The sequence below is a fragment of the Sphingomonas sp. PP-CE-1G-424 genome (assembly GCF_004341085.1).
In the GTDB taxonomy this organism is placed as follows: Bacteria; Pseudomonadota; Alphaproteobacteria; order Sphingomonadales; family Sphingomonadaceae; genus Sphingomonas.
The window spans coordinates 12,060-33,189 of sequence record NZ_SLXW01000016.1 but is presented as its reverse complement, the minus strand read 5'-3'; the positions used below and the strand labels follow the sequence as shown (position 1 = coordinate 33,189).

The window sequence follows — 21,130 nt, the reverse complement described above, 5'->3', positions numbered from 1 at the left end:
CTGGCGCATCCCCATCGAAGGTTGCCTCGGCGCAATCACCAGTCCTCAGATTTCACCGGATGCCGAGAAAGCGTCCATCGCACGGGTCGAGTAGACGAGGCCAGCGCCGGCATTCAGCGCGATGGCGACGCCGAGCGCCTCGGTCAGTTCGTCTTCGCTCGCGCCGGCCTGACGGGCCGCCTTCGCTGCCTTGTCGATCTTCTTCTGTGTAAAAGTTCGAGAAGTGCTGACCGACGATCTCGTCGGCAGTGTAGCCCTTGATCGCCTGCGCGCCCGGGTTCCAGTTCGTCACATGCCCTTCCGGATCCAGCATGTAGATGGCGTAGTCCTTGACGCCCTGAACCAGCAGGCGGAAGCGCTGTTCGCTCTCGAGAAGCGCTCGTTCGGCCTGCCGTCTGTCGGTGATGTCGCGAGTGACTTTCGCGAAGCCGATTAGCCTGCCGTCTCCGTCAATGACGGGATCGATGACGACGCTCGTCCAGAAGCGAGTTCCGTCCTTGCGCACGCGCCAGCCCTCGGCCTCGAATGTGCCTTTGGCGGCCGCTGTATCAAGCGCTCGCTGCGGAAGACCGCTTGCCCGGTCTTCCTCCGTGTAGAAGCGCGAGAAGTGCTGCCCGATGATCTCGCCAGCTGCGTAGCCTTTGAACCGCTCCGCGCCGGCGTTCCAAGTAGCGACGTGCCCTTCGCGATCCAGTAGATAGATCGCGTAATCCTTGATGGCGTTGACCAACAGCTCGAAACGCTCGAGCCCGCCAAGTTCGTTCACGGTCGTTCTCTCACTTACACGCTTGTCCATCGTCATCCGTCCGGTGACGAGCAGCACAAGCTAGCTGCCCTATTTATTACGCTGAGGAGATGCCTCTCGGCGAATGTGTCACCGCATGGACTGCAACCAGGCAACTGAGTCAACATCATCGGGATAGCCTTCTTGCAGAGGCACCTAACGACCGAGCGCGAGCAGTGGCGCCGCACACATCCATATAGCCATAGCCACCATCATGACGTTCTCCGTCAACGACAGAAATCCGAGCGGCACGTTGGTGTCGCCGCCAACGCAGGCACACTTCAACTCCCGCCGGTCGAGGTAGACCGCCTTTACGACAGAGACGACACCGATCGTCCCGATGAACAGGGCGATCGGCGCCGAGAGCCAGGTCAGCACCCCTGCAGCCATCAGCACCCCCGCCGCGCCCTCCGCGTATGGGTAGACGTAGGAGTAGGGCACCCAGCGTTTCGCGAGCAGATCGTAGTTCAAGAACATGCTTGAAAAGCTCTCGACGTTCTGGAGCTTGAGCATGGCGAGAATACACATCGAGAACGCGATCGCCCATTCGACGGCACGTGATGTGAACGGCGTGTCGAAGGCGGCATAGCTGGCTGCCAGCGCCATGACCGCCGCCATGGCGAACACTGCGACGACTGCCCGGTAGGTCACTGCCTTGGGATCGCGGACAGTCTTGCCGAAGAACCGGCGCAGGTCGTCGAAGCCGCCGACACGTTCACCGCCGACGAAGGTCTGTGGCGTCGTCTTCACCCCATGCTCAGCCTTGAAGGCATCAGTCTCATTGCGGGTTCGAAGCCAATGGTCTTCGACCTCGTAACCCTGGCGACGCAACAGGTCTTTGGCCTTCAGGCCGAAGGGACACGTGTGCCCCGGCATCACCATCCGATAGATCGTCGCTTTTCTTGGGGCTGCGGTTGCCATCTGCCTTCTCCATCTCGTTCGCAGAGACCATATAGGATCCGTACCATGGTACGGAGGCAAGCATGTCAGGCATGACGATCGCAGGGCTCGCGCGCGAAGGCGGCGTCGGCGTGGAGACGGTGCGCTACTATCAGCGTCGCGGGTTTCTGAAGACGCCGGACCGGCCCGAGGGCTCTGGTTCAGGCGGCGGTATCCGGCGCTACGGAACCGAAGATGTCCAGCGGCTCCGGTTCATTCGATCGGCGCAGGGTTCCGGTTTCACCTTGGAACAGATCGGAGAGCTGCTTGCGCTGGATGCGACGGATGATCGCGCTCGAGCACACGAACTCGCCAACGAGCGGATCGCGGCTCTTGATGCCAAGATCGAGGAGCTTCAGCGCGTACGCACGTCCCTACACCGTCTCGCAAGGCAATGCGGCAGCGGCTCGGAGGGCCCGTGCCCTATCCTGAAGGCGTTCGAGGACGTCAGTTAGACGCCGTCCGCCCGCCATTGATCGGCGAAGCTACAGCGGCCCTCATCCACTGCTAAATGCGACCGAACCCATATCTCCTTTTGAGCGCGTAATTGCCCAAACGATTCCTCCCTACTCCCAGCTTTCTCCCGCCGTCTTACCGGTGAGAGCGTCGTTTTTCAGGGGCACCGCCACCGCGGGAGCGGCTGACGGAGCGTCGCTCGTAACGGCCGCAGGATAACGGGTTGCGTGATGGTCATGCGCCTGGCCGACGCTCTGCATCAGCTGGTGCCACTGGCAACTCGAAGTCGAAACCGAATTGGTCATCTTCGTCGTCGATGTCATTCCTACAATGCAACAGCCCAAGGTCCTCCTCGTTCCGTTCTGGATCGTCCGGATCGAAGTCCACCGGAGGAGGTGCGGTGCCCGCTACGTCGAACGCCAGCAACTGTATTAGAAGCAGCACCAAGCGGATGTTGACGTGGAATTGGAGCAGGTGAGGATCCTCGTCCACGATCCAGCGGCTTTCGTCGCCCCAGTCCTTCGGCTCCGGCTTTCGCAGGTCGCCGTGCGTGAGACGGTTCCGAAACTGCCGCAGGTGTTCGGCGGCGACGCCCGGTAGCGAGCCGAGCGCGAGCATGCGCCGCATCTCGCGGCGACCGAAGTCCGTGCCGTCACCTGCAAGCGCCGCCGCGTCGAGCAGCGTGCGCCGCAGATAAGGCAGATGGCGGGTGTTCGCCGACGCCAGGTCCCGCCCCTTGGCGCCCCTGCCCGCGCGAGCCGGTTCGACCGCTTCGATCGCACGCTCATACGCCGTCCATGCAAACGAGAAGATGATCGTCGCGGCGAGATGCTTCTCCGTGAACTCGTCGTCAGCCGCTTCGTATTCCGCAGCGGGGCGGCAGTACGCACTGGTCCCGTCCATATCGGTGTCGGCAAAGACGTCCGTGACGGAGTAGGCGAGCTTGAGATTGTAGGCGACGTCGTTCCAGGCAGCGGCTTGTCGAAAGGACAGCTCGGCCATGGCGCGGCTGAGCCGCCGCACGTGTTCCCGCAGACCTACGAGTTCATCCACCTCGTCCACGTCGTTCCAGACGGGATCGACCGCCGAATAGCGCATGCGGACCTCACCCTGGTCGAAAGCCGTCCAGTCGAGCCGTGCAGCACCCGGCAGTGCGATGAAGTCCGGGATGGTCGAATGCGAAACGCGCGCGACGGGCTCGAGGCTGAGCCTGTCGGCCAAAGTTCGAAGGAAAGCGGCCACCCGCGCCTTCAGCAAGGCGGCCATTCCGACCTGTTACGCGAGATGCCCCGTGGTTCGCCTGGCTGTGGCAGGGTAATCTTCGACCGGGAACGATGGCCCCCGGCCGCCACGCAGCGCCGCAGCGTACCTGCGCTCACGAACGTCGCCTGATCTCGAGAGAGTCCGCCACTCCGTCTCGCCGATCGTATATGAATTCCCGCAGGCCGGATGCGTCGGGGTATTCGATGCCCCAGCGACGACTGAGCAGCGCGCCGGTCCAGTCGACGAGGCGCATGCCGTCCCGAAGCCAGGAATGCGTTCCGCACACCATGCCCAACGTGCGAAAGATCAAGTCGTCATCGACATCCTTACAGGTAGCGAGCTCGCCTTCAGCCGCCGCCACCGTCCCCGCGATGGCAAGCAGGCGGTCGGCGACCATCACAAGGAATTTCGAACCGGCATTCAGGATTCCCGCCTCGATCTGCTGCTTCAGCGGATCGATCGAGTGCAGTCGCAGGTCGGCGGCGAAGCCTTCGAGCAGCATTCCGTGCCCGGCCAGGCCTGCCAGATAAATGATGCCGCTGAGACTCCGGAGGGTTTGAAAGCATCGCTCGTCAACGATTTTGCGTCCTGGGGTGAAGGCCTCCGACACGGCGACCGCAACGTTGGCTAAACCAGCGGAGACCAACTCGGCGTCGATCGACGCGAGGAGGTCAGGAGGATCGATGTCGACGAGGGTATGCCCGAGCTCGGACAGCGCGTGCCCCAGATACTCCTCCATCTGAATGAAGAGAAATGTCCGGGCCGCGCTCAGGTAAAGCCGAGCCGCCTCCTCGTGATTGCCAAGATGGCTCTCGCAATTCGCAAGCTGATGCTTGGTCTGGCCTTCGTTGACTGCGATCGACGTGCCGCGCTGATGCTGCAGCGCGTGGCGATATTGGATGGCGGCCTCGTCGAAACGACCTAGGGCGAGCAGTGCGAAGCCCGTCTGGGAGAGGGCGGATGCCACCGCATTGTGCCTTTCCTCAAGGCGCTGAGTCGATCCTGGCGAAGAGATCTCCAGAGCCTCGGTCTGCTTCTGAAGGCAGTGCCTGTAGTGCTGAAAGGCTATGCGAGCGCTCGCTTCGGCTTCCAATGCGGCACCCTCGCTCAGAGATACCATTGAACGGCAGAGCGCAACGTCTCCGAGAAGCCTCTCGTCAGTCGTGGCGCGTTCCACCTGATCGGCGATGGCCAGGCCTTCGCCGGCGATCAAGCGGTCGTTCGTCCGCTGCGCGAGCACGATCGTCTGCATCGCCAGGTCGCTTGCCGACTCTATGAGTCCGGCTCCGATCGCAAGTCTGGCAGCCTCGCGCATGACGTACGCACCCTGCTCGTGCAGACGTCGCACGAAGAAGTAACGCATCAGCGCCCGGACGATCCCCGTCGCGGAACGGACCAGTTCCTTGTCGTCAGGTCGGCCACTCGCGAGGTGGAGGACGTGGAGCAGGTTGACGACTTCGTCCGCGTACCGGTCCAGAACATATGGCGTGGCCTCCGGCGTGTCGTACTGGAGCTCCATCACAGCGACCCAGGACTCGAAGTTCTGCACAACGCGACCGACGATGACGAGGTAGTCGGATAGGGATTCCGACTGCGCCCGCGCGATCGCGAAATGCCTCACAGGGGCAAGCACGTCGAGCCGAGCCACCCCATCGCCGATCGACCGCTCGCGCGTCAGATGCCAGCGTCGCAACGTTGCGACCGCGTCCGCATCGCCGGCATCGTTCAACCAGCCTTCGTCCAGGTAGAACGTGTAGACGCCTCCTGGGGCATTGCTCAACGCCCAGAGAAGCGTGCGGACATCGTCGTCGAGCGCCGCGTAGGCGACGTCCAGACACTCCTCGAGTGACGTGCGGCGGTTCTGGTGTCGACGCCCCGGAATGCGCACGCCAGCGGCACCATGGCGTCGTATGGCAGCCAACGCTCCCGCGGAGCCGCCATAGGCGTCCATCAACGCGCCCGCGATGCGCAGAGTGAGAGCATGTCCGTCACAGAAACCAACCAGCGCCTCAAGGTCCTCCGCTCGGTCGTCCGCAGCGCGGGCGGTCGCTTGGCCGAGCAGGTCGCGACTGTCGGACGAGTTCAAACCCCCTAGGGCGATACTGACTTCCGCTGGAACGACGTAGAGGGAAAGCTGGCTCGTCGTGACAAGCTGTGTGTGCCGAGTGGCCGCGAACAGATCGCGTACCGCATCCTCGAGACCGTCGATGTCGTCCAGGCTCGAGCGTTCCACGCCGTCGAGCACGACGCGGGCATGGAGGAGGTCGAGGTGCGCTGGCAGCCCCGCCTTTGAGCAGGCGACACCCTCGGGACCGACAGCGGTGCGTAGAGCACCCATTATCTCGCCGACCGAAGAGAAGCGCTCGACATCCAGCCACAGCACCGGACGACCATCGTTCATCCGCGCCAGACCCTGGGCGACGAGTTCGGACTTTCCGATCCCTCCCGCTCCGCAAACCAGTATCGATTTCCCCGCCGACAAAGCGGTTTCAAGCCTTTCCAACTCGTCGATGCGTCCGAAGAACGGAGCTCCCGCTTGCGGGGGGCGGAGCTGATCCAGGGGCGCACGGACCCGGAGCATGATGCTTTGCCGCGTCCGCGCGACCAACCTGTCCTTCAAAGCACGGAGCTGCTCCGGCGAAAGACTGCGATGCAGATCGTGTTCCGTGTGGCAGTTCGAGCAGACTCGGACCAGATTATCATGGTGGTGCGACCGGCTGATGGCCCAGGCGATGATGTGGGCGTTTTCCACAGCGGTGCCGGTATGGCACCGAGCGCATTCGTTACGGGCCTCGACCATGAGATGCTCGATCACGGCTGTCGGTATTGCGGGTTTGCGATGGACCGTGGCGGACCATGGTCCGCTAAGCACCAAGCTGAAGCGGTCGAGCTCGTTCCTGCTGAAGCAGGTCCGCCCGTCACGATCCACAGTCTGCAAGCTGCCAAAACCGTAGTCCTGCGCAAACCTAGCCCGCGTGTAGTTGAAGAGCAGTTCCGGCGTGACGCCCCAGTGGAGAGCGGCCTCGTGCTCGTTCAGTATCACGTCGTGCTTCTGATCTGCTTCCATGCGGACCATCTAATCGGACCCGGAAGATTTGTCGCTCGACGAACCATCTTCTCGAACAAAAGCAACGGGGCGCCGGATCGGTCTCTAGAAATGTCCCGGACTGGTTATCGTATGGGCGTCAGCAGAGGTCTATCGGCAAAGAACGCTGCCAGGTTGCCGCGTAGCTGGTCGGAGATCCGGCCAAGACTCTCCTGCGTCCTCCCGGCGGTGTGAGGCGTCAGGATGAGGTTTGGCACGTCCTGCCACTTCGACGCCGGCGTCGGTTCCTCCTGGAACACGTCGAGTGCCGCGCCGCCCAGCCGCCCCGATCGAAGGCCAGCCACGAGTGCGTCCTCGTCGACAAGCCGACCGCGCGCTACGTTGACGAGCAGGCCGGCGGCTCCGATCGCTTCGATGACCTCACGGCAGACGACGCCGTGGTTCGTGGCGTCGGACCGGGCCGTCACCACCAGGACGTCGCTCTCGTCCGCCAGGGTCAGAAGGCTGGCCGCCCGCCGCCACGGGGTGTCCTTCTCCCTCGGCCCCCACCATGCGACGTCCATGCGGAACGCGGTCGCCCGCTCGGCGACGGCGAGGCCGATGTCGCCGAGGCCCATTATGCCAAGCCGCAAGCCCGCGAGCGACCGATTGATGCGGGTCCCCGGCGCAGGCCATTCGCCCGAGCGCACGAAATCGCCGCCCTTCAACAGGTCTCGGTAATGGCCGATTATGCAGCCGAGCGCGTGGTCAGCGACGTCACCGTCGTTGACGTGACGTGCATGCGACAGCTGCAGACCCAGGCTTCGCGCCCAGGCGACGTCGATTCCATCGTACCCCGTCGAGGCGCACGCGACGAGACCGAGAGCGGGCATTCCCTGCACGAGAGCTTTATCCAGCGGCACCTCTCCCGCGACGACGAGTGCCTGCGTTTCCCTCAACCTCGGATCGTCCGAGGCCTCCCAGCCGGTGATCACGTCGTAACGATCCCGCAGGTCCGCGCCCAGAAACGACAGATGACGGTGTGCGAGACAGACTACCGGTTTCGTGTTCACGACCATTCCTCAAATGCATCGATCCGGGCCACGCCGCGGCCGCTTCGATCGGCGCCGTCGTCGCATCCCACGACGCGGCATCTGGATAACCTAGCGGCGTCTCGCGCGGCCGACACCCCTACGTGAGTACGGGCACGCGAGACGCCGGAGGCCGTGCGGCAACCGTCGCACGACCGATCCGCTCTCCACCTTCACGGCGGACGGATCGGTCGTCCAATCGCATCTCACCCCATGACCGCCTTGGGCTCCAGGTAGGCGTCGAGGCCGAACGTCCCGTACTCCCGACCGATGCCGGAATGCTTGAAGCCCCCGAACGGCGCGCTCATCTCCATGGGGGCACCATTGATGATGACCCGACCCGCGACGATCCGTTCAGCGACCCTGCGCGCCCGGTCCTCGTCGGCCCCCGCGACATAGGCATGGAGGCCATACTCCGTATCGTTCGCGATCTCGACGGCCTGCGCGTCGGTTTCGTACGGGATGATCGCGAGAACCGGACCGAAGATCTCCTCGCGCGCGATCACCATGTCGTTCCGAACGTCCGTGAAGATGGTCGGCTTCACGAACCAGCCATCGCTCGTGCCATCCGGGCGTCCCTCCCCGCCAGCGAGGAGCCGCGCACCCTCCGCCTGCCCCTGCCTGATGTAGGACTGCACGCGATCCCACTGCCGCCGGCTCACCATCGGGCCGATCGCGATGGCCGGATCGCGCGGATCACCGGATGGGAAGGCACCAAGACCCGCCTGGATCGCCGCCTCGAACTCACCCAATCTACGCGACGGCACCAGGATCCGCGTGCCCGCGATGCACGCCTGCCCGCTGTTCCCGAACCCGGCATTCAGGACGAAGGGTATGGCCGCCTCGAAATCGGCGTCCTCCATGATCACCATCGGGGACTTGCCGCCCAGTTCCAGCGTCACCCGTTTGAAGGTGTCGGCAGCGCTGCGCAGGATCGAACGGCCGGTCGCGGTCGATCCCGTGAAGGATATCTTCGCGACATCGGGATTGCGGCTCAGTTCCGCCCCGACGACGTCCCCCCGGCCGTTCACGATGTTGTACGCGCCTGCCGGGAGACCGGCTTCGTGAAAGGCTTCGGCGACGATCTGTGTCTGCAAGGCGCTCATCTCGCTCGGCTTGATGACGCAGGCGGAGCCGGATGCGATCACCATCGCGAGCTTCCCGGCGATGAAGCCGGGGTTCGCGTTCCACGGCGTGATGAGGCCGACCACCCCGAGCGGCTCCATCGTGACGCGGGCGGTACCGACCTGCCGCTCCAGTTCGTAGCCTTCGAGGGTCTGCGCCGCGAGGCGGAACACGTTTATGGCGTGATCCGCCATCCAAGCCGAGCGGGAGATGGGCGCGCCGTACTCCTCGATGACCGCTTCGATGAGATCCTCCCGACGGGCCGTCAGCGCCTCCGCTAGACGGGCGAGCATGTCGAGACGCTGCGACTTCGAGGTCCGCGCCATTTCGGAGAATGCGCGCTTTGCGGCGACGATCGCAGCGCGCGTGTCCTCCTCGTCGCCCAGGCGGACCTGTCCGATTACGTTTGCGGTCGCGGGGTTGTGGAGGTCGAACATCTCGGCGCCCTGCGGGACGACGAACGCGCCATCGATATAAATCCTGTCAACGATCTTCATGAAGGTCTCCTTCGGACCCTCATCTAGGTGCCTTCCGTATCACCGATTAGGCGGATAATCGTGGATGCGTTGATGAGGAAGATCGGACAATGAAGACGGGACTAGGGGAATACGAAGCCGTCGTGGCGATCGCGCGCCGAGGCAGCTTCCGGGCTGCGGCGGAAGAGCTGGGGGTGTCGACCTCCGCGCTCAGTCACGCGGTCTCGGCGCTCGAGGCCCGTCTCGGTGCAAGGCTGTTCAACCGCACGACGCGAAGCGTCTCCCCGACGGACGCCGGCGCGCCGTTCATCGCGCGGCTCGCCCCGGCGCTAGCGGAGATCAGCGGGGCGATAGAGGGGATCAACAATCACCGCGACACCCCGACAGGCACCCTGCGCATCAACACCTCCGCCGGTGCGGGACGGATGGTCCTGACGCCGCTCGTGCTGGAATATCTCCGCCGGTATCCCGAGATGAACCTCGTACTCGTGACGGAAGGGCGCCTCGTGGACATCGTCCAGCAGGGCTTCGACGCCGGCATCCGGATCATGGAGGCGGTGCCGCAGGACATGATCGCGGTCCCGATCGGCGGTGAGATCAGGATGGTGGTGGTCGGCTCCCCCGCGTACTTCGCCGAGAGGGACAGGCCGCAGGTCCCGGCCGATCTGATGCGTCACCGCTGCATCCGCGCCCGGATGGCCACCGGTTCCGTGTGGCGTTGGGATTTCGAGCGCCGCGGAGAGGCAATCGACATCGACGTTCCAGGCTCGCTCACGCTCGACGAGATGAGCCTGATCCTGGAGGCCGCGCTCGAAGGCGCGGGCCTCTGCTACGTCAGCGAATGGTCGGCCCGAACCCATATCGCCGCCGGCGAACTCATCCCGGTGCTCGAGGACTGGAGCCCACCCTACCCCGGCCTGTTCCTCTACTATCCGGGACGTCGCCACATACCGGCCGGCCTCCGCGCGTTCATCGACCTCATCCGAGAGCAGAACCGGGAGGCGGACGCCAACCTTCCCGCGACGAACTGATACCGCGCCGGATCAGGCGGATCTCACCGCGCCGCCATCGGCGGCACAGATCGCATCGACTGCGAGATCGATGTCGTCGTCGTCGAGGTACGGAGCCTGCGCGTAGATGATCGAGGGTTCACCGCTGAGGCGCGCCGCAAGATGGCCCAGACCGAGCAGCTGCTCTGCCCCCTTCACGCCCAGCGCGATCTCCGACGTGCCGACGCTGGCCACCTTCAGGATCAGTCGGTTGCCGAGATTGTCCCGCAACTGCATCGGCATGACGTTGGCGTCCGGGCGCTGCGCCGCGAAGATCAGGTGCATGCCGGCAGCGCGGGCCTTCACGCCCAGACGCGATACGTTCGCCGTGACCGCCGTCTTGTACTCCTCGGTCAGCATCCACTCCGCGAACTCGTCGTGGACGAGAAAGACGTACGGAAGCCGCTCGGCCGGGACGACCTTGGTGTTAAAGGCGCGGATGTCGCGGGCGCCATTGGTCCGGAACAGCTCGTACCGACGCTCCATCTCGGCGACGAGCAGCTCCATCACCTCGACCGCCCGCGTCTGATCCACGATGACGCCGCCCTGCAGATGGGGCAACCGTTCGACCGCCGCGTAATCGACGCCCATCTTCGGATCGATCAGATAGATGTGGGCGAGATCGCTGGTGTTCGTGGCGGCGATGTCCAGCAGCAGCGCCTGGATCAGCACCGACTTCCCCGATCCCGTCGCACCCGCCACGAGCGTGTGGGGCTCATGCCCCTGCCCGCCCGCGAAGGGACCGCCGAGATTCAGATAGAGGATCTCGCCGTCGAGCTCCTTCAGCCCGAGCACGAACGACATGTTCACGCCGGCCGCATTCCGGTTCAGTGCCCTCCGGCCCCAGACATCCCACAGCGACACCACCTGTCGCTGCGGTCGGGCCACGCCGACGACGATTTCGCCCGGAAGGGGGGAGATCGAGATCACCCGCATTCCGTGGGTCGTCAGCAGCGCCGACTGTCTGCCTTCGATGTCCTGCACGCTCAGCCGGTCGCTGCCCATGAACCGTATGAGCGCCGCGTTGGGAGTAAGCCGCGTCCCCAGGACCTTGGCCTGCAGGCTGTATCCCATCAACGCCGAGCGCAGCTTCTGGGCCGTCGCCTCGAGCCAGGCCTGCTCATCCGCCGAGTCCTGATGAACCTCCTGCGCACGCGCCTCGATCAGAGGTCCGATGGCGAGCGTCGAGGCCGCCCCGGCCAACGTCGTAGAAGTCGGCGACTGGCTGACCGTCATCTCGACGGCTTCCCCCTGTCCGACGGGAACACCGTCACCGTCCGTGGCCGGTGACACCTGCGCGACGTACGGATCAACGTGACCCTCAGTCGGCGGGATGCTGGCCCCGCCTCCGACGGCGACCGCGGATGACGGTTCGGCCGCCGTCGAGCCGCCAACGGCCGGCGACGGGGCCCCTTCTTCGTCCTCGTCCTCGTCATAGTCGTGCACGACGGGAGTAACGGGCACTTCTCGCTCCGGCTCGAGCGTGATCGCCTTCGTCCAGTCCACCCGGGGCGCCGGATCGCGATAGGACGGCCGCTCCCAGCTGTCGGTCTCCCCCAAGCCGGATCTGATCGGCTTCAACGGCTTGCCGGCCTCATACGCCTTGATCAACTGGCGGAGACCTTCACGCGTGAAGGTCTCCTGAAGGCCGTCGCTCACGCCCGGAACCGGATCCTGCTCGCCCAGACTGCTGCCGTCGGACGCGGGCCCGGAGATGAAGATGTGGGAGTAGCCACGCAGATCGATCGGAACGGCGCCGCGCCGGATTCCGTCACGGACCTGTTCCAGCAACGAGGCCTGTCCGAGAGCCGCGGTGCCGTCCAGGAGAAGGTCCGCGATCCTCGACAGCCACAGGTCGCGATCGAGCCGCCCGGGGTCGCCGAAAAGCGCGTCGTCGATGCGCGCGACCGTCTGCCGCAGTTGCTGCTGCGACTTGCGGCTGGCCTCCGCCGATCCGGACTGATCGACATACTTCGCCTCGGTGACGATCGCGCGCAGGCGGGGTGCTCCATCCTCACCCTCGACCAGGCACAGCGCGAGGATGTCGGCGATGCCCTCCTCGCGCTGGCCGAGCCACTCGGCGTAGTCATCGAGAAGGAACCAGGCGACCGCGGCCTGAGGGCGCAGCTCCTCCGCGACGAGCGCGCGGCTCAGCACCAGCCCGATCAGCTCGCCTGCCGACACGCCGCGCTTGGCGGCGCGCAGCACGATGTCGCCGGAGATCGAATTCGCGTCGTCGATCATCCGGCGCGCGAGCGCCGAGACGCGCTCGTCGTCTAGACCCAGCGAGAGTTCGGTCAGCCGTCTGCGAACGAGCACGTTGAGGATGCGGAGTTCGGACGTGGAGGAGACGACGATGTTGCGCCCGTGCGTCCGTTGCCGCCGGTACCGTATGACGCTGATGCCCTGCGCGGCGAGCTGCCGCTTGTCGAGGAGGTCGTCGTAGGTCGCGACCCATTCGGCCATCTCATGCACCTCGTCGAACATCGCCTTGAGGCCCGAGTCCTGAAAGGAGATCTGCCGCGCCGGGAGGTAGTGTTCGCCCGCGCCGTGCGATTGCCGGCGGATCACGTTCGCGACGGCGTCGACATAGGACCAGCCGGCGTCCGGCTGCCTCGGGCACGTGAGGTAGACCGTCGCCTTCAGCTCGTCCTCAGCCGTCACCCGACGATAGGACCAGCGCGCCGGCACATGCTCGAGCAGACCGGGATTCGAACCTGCCGCCGGGACCGGGAACCACTGCTCGCGCGCCTGCCGCGACACGACGTCGTGAAGGAATGCGACGTCGATTTCACGAGTGGCGTTCCCCGGACGCACGGTGCCGCTGTCGAGCATCACGCCGATGCGGAGCTTGGACATGAAGTTGCGCGAGGTTTCGCTGACGACCACCGCATCCGGATCGCCTTCCGAACGGTCGAGCAGTTCGCCATAGACGCGGGAGAGTCGGGTCCGGTCGCGATGCCGCACCAGGACATTGCAGTGCACCTCCTCCTGGTCCTGCACCGAACTCAGACCGTTCACCGTCGCGAGCGGCAGGCCGGCCGCGTCGCAGTTGAACAGCATGATGGAGAGGTTCGACCTCTCGTGCGGTTGCAGATCGAGATAGCGTTCGAGCAGTGCCCGTATCTGCTTCGCCGCCTCGGCGGGGTCGACGTCGGTCGTCGCCTCGGACGGATCGCGCACCGGGCGTTCGAGCAGGCTGTAGTCGTTCACCGTCCCGGTGTCGGAAAGGAGCACGGCCTCGCTGCCGTCGTATCCCACCGCGATCTCGGGGTAGAGCGGGTGCGCGAGCTCGTCGCGGAGATCGGAGAAGAACAGGCGGGAGTCGCCGAAATTCACTTCGACGTCGGAAAGCAGGTATTCGGCGAGGCCGGCGACCGACCGCATCTTGACCGCGGATGCCGCGAGCCGAAGCGGATGCCACGGCGCCACGATCGCCGAGGGTGCGCTGCCGGCCACGGGGACGACGCCGAGGCTCAGCACCGGCTCCCACAGGTCCCGGCGGTTAAGATCTCCGGGCGCGTGCGCGGAGAGCGTGTTCAGCAACGTCCCGTAGGTCGCGGCCTGCTCGATGAGGCCGGCCGATGCGTAGCCCGACACCTGGAGCGCGCCGATGGCACCGACGTACGCGGTCTCGAAAGCCGTCCAGGCCGACCCGATCGCCGAAACCCCGGCCGGGTCGATGCGACCGCTCTGCGCCGCTGCCTTCAGCGCCTTGGAGAACGCCTTGCCGACGTCCTCGCCGCTCGCCGTGCGCGGCACCAGGGAACCGGCGTCCTGCCCGAAGGCGGGCTGCAGCGTTCCGACGTCGGCGAGCGAAACCGACTGCAAAGCACCCTTGCGGCTGACCGGCAACCGGGCGACGCTGCTACGGGTCATCGGCCGCTTCAGCAGGCGCGCGAGGTCCTTCGGCAGTTCGAACCCGATGGCGTTCGGCTGCGCGATCCAGATGAGCTGGACCGTCGCACGCTCGGACCCCGAGGTCAGCACCACGTCGAACTTGATCTGGAGCGCGGCCCGCGAGCTCGACTCGTTCCGGCGATACTTCTTCCGCTTCTTGGCCCGGTCGAGCAGCTCCTCATACTCGAACAGGTAGGGCACATCCCACTCGACGGCCGTGCCCATGAGCGCCGGCAGGCCACGATAACGGAGCCCGAACGCCAGGCCGACGTCGGCGTTGATGTCCAAGACCTGGGACCGACTGCGCCGAGCGGCACGGATCGTCAGCGTGCGCTTGCTCGCGAAGTTGATCTGTCCGAACAGGCGCTCCAACGCACGCAGAACTCCTTCCAGGAAGTCGTTGCACTCGATCGGCCGGCCGAAGATGAAGCGCTCCCACTTCACGCGGAGCGCCTTGTCCTGGCTCAGGTCGTCGCGGTGGGTTTCGAAGAATTCCCGATCATCATCCCGCGTCTCCTTCAGCGACCTCGACTTCAATGCCTCGAGGTAGTCGACGTCCTTCGGACTGAGCCGATCGGGCAAGGTGAACTCGAAGAAGGACAGCGTCTCCTGCGGCAGCGTGGTCTTCTTCAGCTTGATGCCGGAGAAGAGCTGGAGGACGCTCTGTCCTTCCCATTCGAACTGCGCGAGCGCGTCGGCGGCTGCGTTCCAGCCCGGCGTCGCGGCGATGAAGGCCTCGATCGCCAGATGGACCTCGGCCGGGATGTCCTCCCTGACGCCCTCGAACTGGCTGCGCAGATCGTCACTCTCGATGATCTGGCGGTTGGGGCGCTGCTTGGCGAGCAGCGGCCGCCGGTCCGACACCAGCTTTTCGAACAGCCGGCTCCAGCTCCGCGACTTCTCGAGATCCTTGTCCCGGATGCCGAGGAAGTAGCCGCTGTCGCGCGGGAGGTGGAGCGCGGGCAGAGCCCAGCCCAACGCGTCGGAGACCGTCGTCGACTCATCCGCGATCCGCTCGCGCGTGAGCGCCACGTAGTTGGAGATCTGATGAAGGGTCCAGTCGTCGGCAGCGTTTAGACCCTTGAGCGCGGCCCGCCACGCCGAGAGCTGGTTGTCGGGAAGCCCCAACCCGGCCGCCGCCGCTCCGACCCAGGGTTCGGAATCCTCGGTCAACTGCTTCGCGCCGATCAGCGTCACGTCGCCGAGGGAGGCGCCCTGATCGTCGTCGGTGTTGGCCAGGAGAAGCGCGGGCCGGTCACATTCGGCATGCCGGATCGCGACGGTCCTCTCGTCCGTGACGACGTGGTCGGGCAGATCGAACCCGCCGATCAGCGTTCGCGGCAACTGGATCTTGAGCAACGCGTCGGTCTGGGGATCGACGAGCAGCGCGCTCGTGATCGCCGCCACCTGTTCGCCCGTCAGTCGGTCCAGGAGGTAGCGCGCCACACCTTCGCCATCACCGATGGCCGAAAGTCGCTGGCGGATGGATGCGGCGCCGGCGGCGCCAATGAGATCAGATGGTGTCACGCGGCTTGGGCTCGCTGAAAGGGATTTTCGACATAGGCGCAGGAGTCCGACAGCCGCTTCAACAGGCCCAGGCTCGCCAGCCGCTCCTCGAGCCGACGGGCGTTGTCCGAGAAGTCCTCCTGATCGGCGTCACCGCTCGCCACGAAATCGCGGGCCTGCGCGTCGCCTATCACGATGCCGTAGCGATCGTGGAGCAGTGCGAGGAAATCCCGGAACTCGAGACGCTTCGAGACCGAGCACACCACGAGCGTCTTCAGCAGACGATCGGTCGGGGCGTAGCGGACCCGGCGGCTCGACCGACGTGAGGAAAGCCCGATCGCGCGTGACCATGTCATGTGGATCTTGCCGATGTGCTGCTTGTGCCGACTGAGCGCGCGCGCCGCGAGCTGTTCGATGAGCGCGGCCGGGTCGGGGGCGATGTCGTCGTCATCCGCATCCGGCCATCCGAAGGCCTTTCGAAGAATGTCGCCTGCGTTCAGGACGGGATCGTCGGATGCTGTCGCGGCCTGCCACTCCTCGGTCTCGGCGACCTGCCGGATGAAGCGGTCGACCGCCTGCTGCGGCAGTCCGTTGTTCCGCTGATACGAATCCGCCGAGAGGTCGCGCACCACCGACTTCCTCGGCGAGACGATCTCGCAGACCAGCCGCACCGGATCCTGATCCAGCACATCACGGGCGCGTTCGAGCTGGTAGAGCATCATGTTCAGCCCCGTCATCGTCACCAGATGCGGTATGGCGTCATACGCGGGGATCGGCAGACTGAGGATCGCGAGCCAGTCCTCGGCCAGACGGTCGAACAGCGGGTGGGACGCACATGGCAGAAACGCGCCTGCGCGCTCCGACTTAGCCAACTGCGGGTCGCCCTGGATGGCGCGCGCCATGCGGTCGTAGGGCGCCGCGTTCTCAAGGAACCGGGTGACGAGAAGGCCGCGCAGAGCATCCGCATCGCGGCTCCGGCACAGCATCAGATAGAGAAGCTCGCCGGTGCGGGCGAAGAAGCGGCGGTCGTTCGAGACCCCGCCGCGCGGATTGACGTTCGCATCCTCGTAGAGGGCGTTCGGACCGAACGGAAAGACGAACTTCGAACTCCAGCGCTTGTTGCTGGTCCCTTCGATGGCCGACCCCTGGAGGAAACCTATGACGGCCGCGAAGTCCTGGAAGCTCTCGAAGCGATCGCGGAGATACGTGAAATCCGGCTTGTCGAGACCACCCGCCGTCTCCGTGATCTTTTCGAGCCAGCTCGTCCAAGACGCGTCATCCGCACGATCCTCCGCCAGCACGGTCATGATGTGCGGGTTGTTGAACACGAGATTGCGCAGGCGGAGCTGCAGCTGCGGACGGTAGGAAAGGCTGTTGAGGGCATCCTCGCGAAGCGCGCGTCCCTCCCGGTTCTCAGCGAGCAGCACGGTCATGAACTCCAGGAAGGTCAACCAAGGGGTCTGCTCGTCGTAGAGACGGTGCCCCCAGATCGCCTCGTCGATCCAGAAGTCAGGCCCGCTCCGATCGTCGAAGCTAGTCGGGCGCGGCAGGATCTTGATCGTCATATGCGCACCACCACGCGACGCGCGACCGCTCGACCGTCACCGGCCAGGTCGATGAACCGGAGCATCAGCTCTCCCTCGTTGATCTCGTCGTCACCATCCAGCCTGCGCCGGTTCTCCGTCTCCCGGAGCAGCCGCGCCTTGAAGGCGAGGAGGTCCTCGTGACACTCGAGCGAGAAGCTGCTCGGCAGCGCGCCTTCCGCGACGCGGCCGAGGAACTCGAACCGGGTGGGCGAAAGCGACAGGGTCACGGGAGGGATCTCGGATCCGCGCACGAGTTTGACCGACACGCAGAAGCCGCCCGCGCCATCCGTTATGATCGACACCTCCTCGCCGCCCTGCCGAGGGACCGAGATCAGCTCGTCGAGAAGCGGGCTGCGCTTGGATTGCGAGTAGCTGCCCGAGGTCGCGAGAACCAGCTCGTCCTGGTTCTGCGCCAGCATGCCCGTGAAGATGCGGTTCAATCCGCGCACGACCATGGACACGGCCTGCCGCGGCACCGCCTGCCGATCCGCGACCTTCGCCGCCACGTCGAGGTAGAGACCGGCATACCGGAAGACGGTCAGATCCCAGAGGTCGTACGTGGATGCCAGTTCGTCGGGCATGGTGAAGAACAGACGCTGCCGCTGCGCGCGGAGGGCGCCGAGGAACGCCCGCCGGTCCGTACCCTCCGCGCCCTCGAGATAGACCCGCTGGGCGCCGACATACGAGGGGGTCGCACCGTAGATCGGATCGGCGAGCACCAGCCGCGCATAGTCGTCCGCATAGGCCGGGTCGTCGGCTCCGTAGACAAGCAGATTGTCGACCCGGTTGCTGGTCTCGGCCCCGATGCCGAACATGTTCAGCTTGCGGAAGAGTTCGGTCTTCTCCGCCTTGCTCGGCCGAAGGTTCTCGCCGAAGATGTTGCGGTAGATGCTCGCGCGGTCCGCCTTTCCGCTCTGGACGATCGCCGGAACCTCGGCGCAGCTCATCAGGCCGTCACGAGCGTCGGGGTGCCCCAGGATGCTGTTGGCGACCAGTGCGAGCAGCTGCCGGACGGGGAAGTGGTTGCCGTTCCGCTCGCTCAGCTCGATGAGAGCGGTGATGCGCCGCCTGAAGGGGTCGTCGGGCCCCTCCCCCGTCAGACGCCGGCGGTTCTCGAAGATCGGGCAGATGCCATCGCCCGCATTGGCGGCGCAGCTTCCACATCCCTCCCAGCCATCGTGGGAGCTTACCTCCTCGATGATCTGCATCGCCATCTCCGCGGCCGGCGATCGGCTGAGATCGTCCAGCCCGACGGAGATGCCGGCATCGGGGTTCCTACCCGTCACCAGCAGTTCCTCGACGACGGCGGTGACGCGCTCGACCTCGGAGCTCGGCGGCGCGGACTTGAGCTTCTCCAGGAGCTGCCCATGATTGGCGGCTAGAAGGTAGGTCGTGGAGGCCGCGGGATCGGCGACGTCGCGGGCGAAGGCGACGATGATCTCGGCGCTCTCGTCCTCGCGAAGTTCGCTCAGGTCCTTGACGATGACGAGCGTCCGAGCGCCGACCTTGAGCGTCTGCACCTTGTCGCCCGCATTCCATACACCCGCGTCTCCGCCGAGCGCGGTCCAGACTTCCCGGCAATGGTACGTCTTACCGTCGCCCGCAGTGCCGGTGATGATGTGCGAGATCGCATTCTCGCCTTCGAAGTTCGCGACAAGCCTACCAACCAGTGGCGCCGGCAGCGTTATCGGGGCGATCTTGTGACGCTTCAACGCACGCTGGATGGACTCGTCGTACATGTTGTCGTTGGTGGGAATGGGGCCGTAGTTGCGTAGAAAACGTACCCATGCCGACGTTGAAGAATGTGCCGACAAACCGTTCCCCCTTGTGCCTACCTGCACTTGTAAGGGATCATCCTAGGTAGGCAACGTAAACCAACAATGACTCGCTGAGCCCCATATTCCGCTGAACCGAGCTCAATGCGCGGTGCGCGTCTTCCCAATCGTGTTCATACCCACTAACAACTACGCCCGAGGGTTTCAGCTCAAACGGCATCATCATGGCCAGCGTCACTGAGAGGGGTTACGGGACGGTCCCTAACCTGTTGGGGCGCCCCAAGCGCTGTCCCCCCCTCCTCTTGAAGACGTCTGCTTCTCAGGCCGCCAAGCGCAGGAAAGATCGAGTTTGGACCATTTCCTCGGTCTCGAAGAACAGGACCTCGTCCTGCGACAGGCGCACGAGCTGCCGAGGCTTCACGAGGAAGCGCTCGCCCGCGCGAACGAGCCAGAGCGTACGATCGACGGGCCGGCCCGCCTTCGCGAGGAGAGATGCCGTGTCGATGACCTCCGCATCGATCGCCAGCAGCTGCCCGTCGACGTCGACGATGTGACGGAACCCGATATCCCAGAATGCCATTTCGCTTCTCCTGCTATCCGAGCTTCGACAATCGCACGCGTGCGTGTCAAAACGTGTCACCCCCATACTCCCGCAGCATGCAAAGCGCGTTGACGAGCGACATCTCCTCGACCGTGCGGCACGGCGTCTCCAGGAGCAGCGGGCTCGCGAACACCATCGCCGCCGCCTGCGCCCGCGAAACGGCCACGTTGATGCGGTTGAGCGAGAACAGGAACGCGATGTCACGCGGCAGCTCCTCGCCGCTCGAGGTCGTCATGGAGACGAGGCAGATCGGTGCCTCCTGACCCTGGAAGCGATCGACGGTGCCGACGCGGATCGACGGCGGGAGGTGAGCGCGCAGCGCATTCACCTGCGCGTTATACGGCGCCACGACCATGATGTCCCCGTGGCCGACGACGCGCTCGCGACCATTGCGGTCGCGGTACGTCGCGCCGACGAGTTCGCCGATCCGGGACGAGATCGCATCGATCTCCTCGGGGCTGACCTGCGAGCGCCCTAGATGGCTGACGGCGCGCATGCCGGCGCCGACCAGATCGACGCCGGTCGATGAAATGAGCGTCTGCAGGCCCGACGCTTCGTCGCTTCCGAGCCGCCCCTCGTACACCGCGCTCGAAATGAATCCGCACACCGTCGGATGCATGCGTCGACTGATCGGGATGAATACGCCGCGATCGGGCGGCACGACGCGGTGCCCATCTATCAGGTACTCCAGACACGACCGGCCGCTGTCACCGGGGTGGCTGCCCTGCAGCGGTTGCGGCAGCTGCATCGGATCGCCCACCAGGACGATGTTGCGCGCGCACCGCGCCATGGCCAGGATGTTGGCGATCGAGACCTGCCCCGCCTCGTCGACGAACAGATAGTCGAAGGTCGGCGCGGCGTACCGCGCGAAGTGCCATGCGGTGGCACCGACGACATGGGCGGACGCTATCTCGGGCGCGTCGTTGTCGCTGACGAAGACGATCCCGGAGTGGGCGTCGTCGTCACCGTCCTCCGACGCCTTCTGGACCACGCGGCAGTTGACCCCGTCCGTCCGCGCGCGGTCAGCCACCGCCTTCAGGAGGTTGCCGATGGCCTTGTGGCTGTTCGAAGATACGGCGACGCGCTTGCCCGCCCGCACCAGGTCGACGATCGAGAGCGCGCTCACATACGTCTTCCCCGTCCCGGGCGGCCCCTGCATCGCCAGCGTCGTGCCCGCCATCGCGGCGATCGCGCGGCTCGTCTCGCTCGGCAGGTCCCCGTCCGCGGCGATGATCCCGTCCGGGCGCGTGCCGTCGACGAAGACCGGCGACGATCGCGACAGAAGATGCTCCACCGCCGGAAGCCGTCCAGAGCCAGCGATGATCTCATCGGTCACGGCCGCGACCGCGTCCTTCAGGATCGTGTTGCGCAGCGGGCGTGGCGGAAGGAGGTCGAGACGATCGGGCAACGGCCCCTTCGCCGTCGAACGGCGCAGCACGAGGGTGCATGCGTCGTTGTCGATCGACCTCAGACTCACGTCCTCCGGCATAGCCGCGGGTTTCACGCAAGGCATCTTGCCGGCGCGCAGCTTCGTCTCCTGCTGCGGGAACCGGT

13 protein-coding genes are annotated in these 21,130 nt (G+C 65.3%); 2 read left to right on the top strand and 11 right to left on the bottom strand.

Translation table 11 applies throughout. The features are described from left to right. Positions 1–52 precede the first annotated feature (52 nt). Positions 53–796: a PAS domain-containing protein gene (locus C8J43_RS21250; RefSeq protein WP_133032560.1), complete on the bottom strand. Its 744-nt coding sequence runs from the start codon at positions 794–796 to the stop codon at positions 53–55. Positions 797–940: 144 nt separating this feature from the next. Next, positions 941–1,705, bottom strand: coding sequence for a glutaredoxin (locus C8J43_RS21245; protein WP_133032553.1), 765 nt, complete (start codon positions 1,703–1,705; stop codon positions 941–943). A gap of 62 nt (positions 1,706–1,767) precedes the next feature. Here C8J43_RS21245 and C8J43_RS21240 point away from each other — a divergent pair, with 62 nt between their 5' ends. Then, positions 1,768–2,178, top strand: coding sequence for a MerR family DNA-binding protein (locus tag C8J43_RS21240; RefSeq protein WP_133032552.1), 411 nt, complete (start codon positions 1,768–1,770; stop codon positions 2,176–2,178). A 235-nt stretch (positions 2,179–2,413) separates the two neighbouring features. Here the strand turns inward: C8J43_RS21240 and C8J43_RS21235 are convergent, their stop codons facing one another. From C8J43_RS21235 to C8J43_RS21220, 4 genes are all read right to left on the bottom strand, one after another. Then, entirely contained in the window at positions 2,414–3,445 is a 1,032-nt protein-coding gene (locus C8J43_RS21235) for a hypothetical protein (protein WP_133032551.1), read from the bottom strand. Positions 3,446–3,554: 109 nt separating this feature from the next. Further along, positions 3,555–6,509: a hypothetical protein gene (locus C8J43_RS21230; protein ID WP_133032550.1), complete on the bottom strand. Its 2,955-nt coding sequence runs from the start codon at positions 6,507–6,509 to the stop codon at positions 3,555–3,557. Between the two features lie 104 nt (positions 6,510–6,613). After that, complete coding sequence (locus tag C8J43_RS21225; RefSeq protein WP_243645727.1) at positions 6,614–7,546, bottom strand: NAD(P)-dependent oxidoreductase; 933 nt, start codon at positions 7,544–7,546, stop codon at positions 6,614–6,616. A 218-nt stretch (positions 7,547–7,764) separates the two neighbouring features. Further along, on the bottom strand, positions 7,765–9,180 hold the full coding sequence (locus tag C8J43_RS21220) for an aldehyde dehydrogenase family protein (protein ID WP_133032548.1): 1,416 nt from the start codon (positions 9,178–9,180) through the stop codon (positions 7,765–7,767). Positions 9,181–9,269: 89 nt separating this feature from the next. Here C8J43_RS21220 and C8J43_RS21215 point away from each other — a divergent pair, with 89 nt between their 5' ends. Next, positions 9,270–10,190 carry a LysR family transcriptional regulator gene (locus C8J43_RS21215; RefSeq protein ID WP_133032547.1) on the top strand — a complete coding sequence of 307 codons (921 nt, stop codon included), beginning with the start codon at positions 9,270–9,272 and terminating at the stop codon, positions 10,188–10,190. A 12-nt stretch (positions 10,191–10,202) separates the two neighbouring features. Here the strand turns inward: C8J43_RS21215 and C8J43_RS21210 are convergent, their stop codons facing one another. The 5 genes from C8J43_RS21210 to C8J43_RS22650 all read right to left on the bottom strand — a co-directional run bounded on the left by C8J43_RS21210 (position 10,203) and on the right by C8J43_RS22650 (position 21,065). Next, a complete protein-coding gene (locus tag C8J43_RS21210; protein ID WP_133032546.1) occupies positions 10,203–15,635 on the bottom strand; it encodes an FtsK/SpoIIIE domain-containing protein in 5,433 nt (1,810 codons plus the stop codon). Then, positions 15,632–17,179 carry a hypothetical protein gene (locus C8J43_RS21205; RefSeq protein ID WP_165899727.1) on the bottom strand — a complete coding sequence of 516 codons (1,548 nt, stop codon included), beginning with the start codon at positions 17,177–17,179 and terminating at the stop codon, positions 15,632–15,634. Before C8J43_RS21205 ends, C8J43_RS21210 begins: the two co-directional genes overlap by 4 nt. Further along, the gene (locus C8J43_RS21200; protein ID WP_133032545.1) at positions 17,176–18,939 is read right to left on the bottom strand and encodes a hypothetical protein; all 1,764 of its coding nucleotides are present in this window, start codon (positions 18,937–18,939) and stop codon (positions 17,176–17,178) included. Before C8J43_RS21200 ends, C8J43_RS21205 begins: the two co-directional genes overlap by 4 nt. Positions 18,940–19,294: 355 nt before the next feature. After that, positions 19,295–19,555: a hypothetical protein gene (locus C8J43_RS21195; RefSeq protein WP_133032544.1), complete on the bottom strand. Its 261-nt coding sequence runs from the start codon at positions 19,553–19,555 to the stop codon at positions 19,295–19,297. Between the two features lie 46 nt (positions 19,556–19,601). Continuing rightward, positions 19,602–21,065 carry a DEAD/DEAH box helicase gene (locus C8J43_RS22650; RefSeq protein WP_347812529.1) on the bottom strand — a complete coding sequence of 488 codons (1,464 nt, stop codon included), beginning with the start codon at positions 21,063–21,065 and terminating at the stop codon, positions 19,602–19,604. Between the last annotated feature and the right edge of the window lie 65 nt (positions 21,066–21,130).

Coding starts and splice junctions, on each gene's coding strand:
- C8J43_RS21250 (WP_133032560.1), bottom strand. CDS start 796: ATGGACAAGCGTGTAAGTGAGAGAACGACCGTGAACGAACTTGGCGGG.
- C8J43_RS21245 (WP_133032553.1), bottom strand. CDS start 1,705: ATGGCAACCGCAGCCCCAAGAAAAGCGACGATCTATCGGATGGTGATG.
- C8J43_RS21240 (WP_133032552.1), top strand. CDS start 1,768: ATGTCAGGCATGACGATCGCAGGGCTCGCGCGCGAAGGCGGCGTCGGC.
- C8J43_RS21235 (WP_133032551.1), bottom strand. CDS start 3,445: ATGGCCGCCTTGCTGAAGGCGCGGGTGGCCGCTTTCCTTCGAACTTTG.
- C8J43_RS21230 (WP_133032550.1), bottom strand. CDS start 6,509: ATGGAAGCAGATCAGAAGCACGACGTGATACTGAACGAGCACGAGGCC.
- C8J43_RS21225 (WP_243645727.1), bottom strand. CDS start 7,546: ATGGTCGTGAACACGAAACCGGTAGTCTGTCTCGCACACCGTCATCTG.
- C8J43_RS21220 (WP_133032548.1), bottom strand. CDS start 9,180: ATGAAGATCGTTGACAGGATTTATATCGATGGCGCGTTCGTCGTCCCG.
- C8J43_RS21215 (WP_133032547.1), top strand. CDS start 9,270: ATGAAGACGGGACTAGGGGAATACGAAGCCGTCGTGGCGATCGCGCGC.
- C8J43_RS21205 (WP_165899727.1), bottom strand. CDS start 17,179: ATGACGATCAAGATCCTGCCGCGCCCGACTAGCTTCGACGATCGGAGC.
- C8J43_RS21200 (WP_133032545.1), bottom strand. CDS start 18,939: ATGTACGACGAGTCCATCCAGCGTGCGTTGAAGCGTCACAAGATCGCC.
- C8J43_RS21195 (WP_133032544.1), bottom strand. CDS start 19,555: ATGGCATTCTGGGATATCGGGTTCCGTCACATCGTCGACGTCGACGGG.
- C8J43_RS22650 (WP_347812529.1), bottom strand. CDS start 21,065: ATGCCGGAGGACGTGAGTCTGAGGTCGATCGACAACGACGCATGCACC.